This window comes from Acidiphilium sp. PM, from assembly GCF_000219295.1.
In the GTDB taxonomy this organism is placed as follows: Bacteria; Pseudomonadota; Alphaproteobacteria; order Acetobacterales; family Acetobacteraceae; genus Acidiphilium; species Acidiphilium multivorum.
The window spans coordinates 1-4415 of sequence record NZ_AFPR01000036.1; the positions used below are offsets into that span (position 1 = coordinate 1).

Annotated in this window: 6 protein-coding genes and 1 riboswitch; of the genes, 2 read left to right on the plus strand and 4 right to left on the minus strand. The window is 64.8% G+C overall.

Annotated features, from left to right (window positions below; genetic code table 11):
• Positions 1–314, minus strand: a 314-nt coding sequence (locus APM_RS01260) for a transglycosylase SLT domain-containing protein (RefSeq protein ID WP_007421541.1), incomplete at its 3' end; no start/stop codon positions are given.
• 104 nt (positions 315–418) lie between these two features.
• On the opposite strand from APM_RS01260, the gene APM_RS21965 reads away from it, so the two are divergent.
• On the plus strand, positions 419–769 hold the full coding sequence (locus APM_RS21965; RefSeq protein ID WP_158004984.1) for a hypothetical protein: 351 nt from the start codon (positions 419–421) through the stop codon (positions 767–769).
• Between the two features lie 451 nt (positions 770–1220).
• Positions 1221–1601 carry an MBL fold metallo-hydrolase gene (locus APM_RS20135; RefSeq protein ID WP_007421542.1) on the plus strand — a complete coding sequence of 127 codons (381 nt, stop codon included), beginning with the start codon at positions 1221–1223 and terminating at the stop codon, positions 1599–1601.
• A gap of 170 nt (positions 1602–1771) precedes the next feature.
• Positions 1772–1963, minus strand: a riboswitch (cobalamin riboswitch).
• Positions 1964–1999: 36 nt separating this feature from the next.
• Here the strand turns inward: APM_RS20135 and APM_RS01270 are convergent.
• The 3 genes from APM_RS01270 to cobU are packed head-to-tail and all read right to left on the minus strand — an operon-like array spanning position 2000 to position 4277.
• Positions 2000–2755, minus strand: coding sequence for an adenosylcobinamide-GDP ribazoletransferase (locus APM_RS01270; RefSeq protein ID WP_007421543.1), 756 nt, complete (start codon positions 2753–2755; stop codon positions 2000–2002).
• A complete protein-coding gene (gene cobT / locus APM_RS01275) occupies positions 2752–3780 on the minus strand; it encodes a nicotinate-nucleotide--dimethylbenzimidazole phosphoribosyltransferase (RefSeq protein ID WP_007421544.1) in 1029 nt (342 codons plus the stop codon). The genes APM_RS01270 and cobT overlap by 4 nt, the downstream gene beginning before the upstream one ends.
• Positions 3777–4277, minus strand: a complete 501-nt coding sequence (gene cobU / locus APM_RS01280) for a bifunctional adenosylcobinamide kinase/adenosylcobinamide-phosphate guanylyltransferase (protein WP_007421545.1) — start codon at positions 4275–4277, stop codon at positions 3777–3779. Before cobU ends, cobT begins: the two co-directional genes overlap by 4 nt.
• Between the last annotated feature and the right edge of the window lie 138 nt (positions 4278–4415).

The following is a 4415-nucleotide window of genomic DNA, read 5'->3' on the forward strand; positions in this document are numbered from 1 at the left end:
AGTTTCCCGGCTGCTCGCACCGATGCGCAAGCGTCGAATGCCGTGGCGATCGTCAAGCCCAGGCGGGCGAGGTTCGCGCTATCGATCTGCATGAGGCCGAGATCAACTGAATGCCCAGCGGCAATCAGCTGTGTGGCAACGGCAATGGCGCCGCGGATACCCTGCGGCTGCACGGTCTGGCGCGTTGTGTTGTCGTGAATCGCTAATGTGTTGAACCCCGATTCGGCACCTGCAACCGCGGCTAGCGTCGTTGGTGCGACGTCAGAGGCGCAGCGACTCGCGAGCACGAGGAAATGGGCCGGGGTGATCAGCAAGCTGCTGGCTCCTGTGCAAAACATGGTCGAGATCGGGTGACAGCAAGCACGAGTTGCATTCTTATAAGAGGTATCTTAAAAGTCAATAAAAGGTGGCGTGTAAAATGATTGGAGACATCTGTTTGCTGAAAACAATAGGGTTGCCTTATCGTCACGAGATGGCACGACCTAAGCGACTGACGATTGCAACGACATTGAGGTTGGATGCTTCGACCGTAGAGCGCCTGGATAAGGTTCTCGGCGATGATGAGAATCGAGCCGAGTTCATCCGTAGCGCCGTCGAAACCGCGATCGCGTTGAAGGAGATTGGTCTCCCCGGCGATGTGAATGAGGTTCTCTTTGCGAATGAATCGCTGGTTGAGTTCTGGGCAAACGCCATGCGGCGGCTGATTGAGACCCGGCGGGCAATGCGGGGCAATGAAGCCGCGACGCTCAGGGATGGCGGAACAAAATAAAAGCGGATTCGAATATGTGGGCGTAATTAAAAGTGCGTTATGTTTCTCCTTGGACTTATCTCCGGCTTTGCAGATCAGTGCAACAATGCCGAGTGCTTTATTCATCCGTCGTTTAGAATTCACCGTCCTATGGCGGGAGCCGCAACCTGCTCACTGGTCTGCGTTTAGGAAATCCCCAAACAGGTGAAGATTTAAGGTGCCGCAAGTTTGGGTTGCAAGAAGCTATCGTATTACACGTTGATGACACTTGCGATCCGCAGCATTCTATCGACGGGATTATTGAATCCCTCGAGTTTCACTCTTGCAATAAAGAATCGGTGTTGATTTTCAGCGAGATGTGATCCGCGCAGGCCTAGCTTTTCCACCGCCGCGTACACATTTATCGACCCGGCGATGATCGGGCTGACACTAGGACCTCCTATCTGCTCGACTGTGTCGGCAAGGGGCCGGCGTGGTCGTCGACCCGCTATTCCCGATCGAGCCCTATTTGCTGGCCGCATCGACCTCGGCGACGCCGATCCGTCTCGTGATCGACACGCATCTGCATGCCGATCACCGCTCCGCCGGCCGCGCGCTCGCCGCGGCGGCCGGCGCCGACTACGTCATCCACGAACAATGCGGCAGCTTGCAGTGCTTGCCTTCCGCGCGCCGCGGATCGGAGACCTCTGCCAGTATATTCAGCAACGAGCTGAACGCGGCCATGACAACCTCCGAATCGGTTGCCTTCCCAAGAATCCCAAATCCCGCCGGTCGGGAATCCCCGCGCTCCCCGAAAAATCAATTCTCTCCTCGATGTTGCGGATCATCACCACAACTCAGAAATCAGTATTGAACAGCCCTGGATCCGAACCAACCCTGGCGTCATCGCCCGATTGCGCAGCTTCGCTTTCAACATCCTGATGACCAGCAAAGTCAGCGCCAGCGCACTCAGCCAAGACCGCTACCGCGCAGCTCTCGCCGGACTCAAACACCCCTCTCGCACTCATTACTATCCCAAAGCATTGAACAGCGCTGCGTGGTAGCGGGTTTCCTGGCCCGTAGCACTTGCCCCCACCGCCTTCCCAGCCCGCCGGGCCAGTGGCTTCTGGAGAGGGCCCGCCACTAACAGTTGCGGGGGCAGCCGCGGCATCGGACCTGAATCCTCACCGCGATCCCTTTTCATCCCCGAGGGGAACCATCGAGACCTGCATAGAAGCCGGCACGCCAAGCCGTCAACGCAAAATCCGACCCTCAGGCGGCGGCGAGCGCCAGCAGGGCCGCGAGTTCGGCGGCGATCTGCGCGGCTCCGAGGACGTCTCCGGTGAAACCGCCGATCTGGCGGCGAGCAAGAAGGCCGGTCAGAGCGGCTGCCGCCGCCGCCGCGAGGACGGGGCAGAGAAGCAACGGCAGGAAGAGCGCGGCGAGGACGAAGCCGGTTAGGGCCGCCGCGGCCGCCTGCCCTGCACCTATGCGCAGCGCCGCGGAGTGGCCGAGCCCTTCGGCACGCGCGGCGGGGAGAAGCCGCATCAGGACCGGCAGCGGCGCCCGACTGAGCGCGCCGAGCCCGAGGAGAACGAACAGCGGCGCATGGCCCGGCAGGACTTCGGCCAACAGCACCACGCGGAGGAGAAGCGCAAGGCAGAGCGCGATCACCCCGTAGCTGCCGACACGGCTGTCCCGCATGATCTCCAGCTTCCGGGTGCGGTCGCCGCCGCCGCCGAAGCCGTCGGCAAGATCGGCGAGCCCGTCCTCATGCATACCACCGGTCGCGACCACGCCCGCCGCCACTGCTAGCAACGCCGATGGAAGGGACGCGAGGCCGAGTCCCGCGGCCAGCAGATAGACCAGCCCCGCGACCGCCCCAACCGCAGCGCCGGCGAGCGGGTAGGCCCAGGCGGCGGCAGCGAGCGTCGGCGCCGCGTCGAGCCGGCCCATCGGCATGCGCGTCAGCAGCATCAGCGCCAGCCGCGCCTCGTCCGTCCGGGACTGGATCCAGGATCCGCTCATCCGGCCGAAATGCCGGCTTCGGCGAAGGTCGCCATGCCGTCATGCACGGCGAGCGCCGCCCGCAGCACGCCCAGCGCCACCGCCGCGCCCGACCCCTCGCCGAGGCGCATCCCGAGATCAAGGACGGCCTTCTTGCCGATGGCCGAAAGTAGCTTTCGGTGCCCCGGCTCGGCGCTGGCGTGGCCGACCATGCAGTGGTCGAGCGCGCCGATGCCAAGCGGCGCAAGCACGGCCGCGGCGGCAGTGCAGATGAAGCCGTCGAGCATCACTGGGATCCGCGCTGCCCGCGCGGCGAGAACCGCCCCGCAGATCGCCGCCTGCTCGCGCCCGCCGAAGGCCGCGAGTGTGGCAAGCGGGTCGCTGAGGGCGGCAGCGTGGCGCTCCATCCCCGCCTCGATGACATGAGCCTTGATCGCGATCTTGTCGGCATCCGCGCCGGTGCCGGGACCGACCCAGTCCCAGGCCGTGCCGCCGAAGGAGGCGCGGGCCTGTGCGGCCGCCACGGTCGAGTTGCCGATCCCCATCTCACCTAGCAAAAGGACATTCGCGCCGGTGTCGACCGCCGCAGCCCCGCGGACCATGGCGTCAAGCACCTCGGCCTCGGTCATCGCAGGACCTTCGGTGAAATCGCCGGTCGGGCGGTCAAGGTCGAGCGCCACGATCGAGAGATCCGCGCCACTCACCCGGCAAAGTTGGTTGATCGCAGCGCCGCCGCGCGTGAAGTTCGCCACCATCTGGGCGGTAACCTCCTGCGGGAAGGGGTTTACGCCCTGCCGGCAGATGCCATGGTTGCCGGCGAAGACCACCACCTGCGCACGGTCCAGCACTGGGCGCGCGCGGCCCTGCCAGCCGGCCATAAAAATCGCTAGCTCCTCCAGCCGGCCAAGCGCGCCAGGGGGTTTCGTCAGGTTGTCTTGGCGCACCCGGGCCGCGGCGATGCTGGTCGGGTCGGCGGCGGGCAGATCCGCCAGCCGGGCGCGGAGATCGCCAAAGGAGGCGGCGGGGAAAAGCGGAGCTTGCATCATTTCACCTTCAGGGGCAGCCCGGAGACGACGAATTGCACCTCGTCTGCCGCAGCCGCGAGGGCCTGGTTCACCAGCCCCGCCGCATCGCGGAAGGCGCGCGCGAGCGCGTTTTCGGGGACGATGCCGAGGCCGACCTCGTTGGTGACGAAGATCACCGGGCTTTGCTGCGCCGGCAGCGCCGCCAGAAGGGCGTTCAGCTCCGCCTGCCAGTCGCGATCGGTCAGCACGAGGTTCGTCAGCCACAGCGTGACGCAATCGACGAGGCGGGGGCCGTCACCGTCGGTCTCGGTAAGGGCCGCGACGAGGTCGAAAGTCGCCTCGCGCTCGCGCCATTCAGGGCCGCGGCGGGCGCGGTGGTGGGCAATGCGCTCAGCCATCTCGGCGTCGCGGATCTCTGACGTCGCGATATAGCAGGGCCGCCCCGGCAGCGCAGCCACCCGCCCTTCCGCATAGCTGCTCTTGCCCGAGCGCGCGCCACCGGTAATGAGTAGGATCATGCTGCCTCTCCTTTCGAGGCAGCAGAAAACATCATTTTGGCCGAAGGAAAAGGGAGAAAGCCGACTGTGTCGGGGACGGAGACGACCAGCCTGATTCTGATCCGTCATGCGCCCTCGGACGCGGGCGGGCGGCTTGCC

What these genes read in the sequence shown, in the direction of transcription:
- cobT (WP_007421544.1), bottom strand. Translation starts at nt 3,780, where the DNA reads ATGATGCAAGCTCCGCTTTTCCCCGCCGCCTCCTTTGGCGATCTCCGC.
- APM_RS01270 (WP_007421543.1), bottom strand. Translation starts at nt 2,755, where the DNA reads ATGAGCGGATCCTGGATCCAGTCCCGGACGGACGAGGCGCGGCTGGCG.
- APM_RS21965 (WP_158004984.1), top strand. Translation starts at nt 419, where the DNA reads ATGATTGGAGACATCTGTTTGCTGAAAACAATAGGGTTGCCTTATCGT.
- cobU (WP_007421545.1), bottom strand. Translation starts at nt 4,277, where the DNA reads ATGATCCTACTCATTACCGGTGGCGCGCGCTCGGGCAAGAGCAGCTAT.